Below are 408 nucleotides of genomic sequence, written 5' to 3'. Positions count from 1 at the left end.
CTCATTGTCATCCCTCCTGAACTAAAAAAAGAGCCTCCCGGCTCTTCCAACATCTTTCCTATTCCTGTCATTGTCTCTTTCTCTGATCCTGTCGCTAAAATCCGCTTATTACAAGCGGCAGGATGTCAAATACTTCCTGTAACCCCTGTGCATTGCCTGAATTCCTGTATCGTCCGTCCCGGACGCTTCACATTCCTCCGGCTACACATCAGGCAGTTCGTTCACCTCTCATTGGCGGACGATCAGGATGGACCAGTTTAAGACTCAGCCGGCTGGCTGTTGGTTGAAACCGTATGATATCATCTGTATGCAGCTGTATGATATTTTGTGACTGTATGATCTGTGTTTGTATAAAGAATGAATAGCCGCGTTTCATCGCAGGTCCTCCTCTCTCTTTTCTTTCGATTA

Annotated in this window: 1 protein-coding gene; it reads left to right on the top strand. The window is 46.3% G+C overall.

The window, feature by feature from the left end; all coding sequences use genetic code 11:
• A partial coding sequence (locus NE664_14870; protein ID MCQ4727918.1) for a hypothetical protein occupies positions 1–261 on the top strand: 261 nt, incomplete at its 5' end.
• Between the last annotated feature and the right edge of the window lie 147 nt (positions 262–408).

It is taken from the genome of Anaerotignum faecicola (assembly GCA_024460105.1).
Taxonomy (GTDB): domain Bacteria; phylum Bacillota; class Clostridia; order Lachnospirales; family Anaerotignaceae; genus JANFXS01.
Note: the sequence above shows the minus strand (reverse complement) of the source record. Positions and strands in the feature narration are given on the sequence as shown.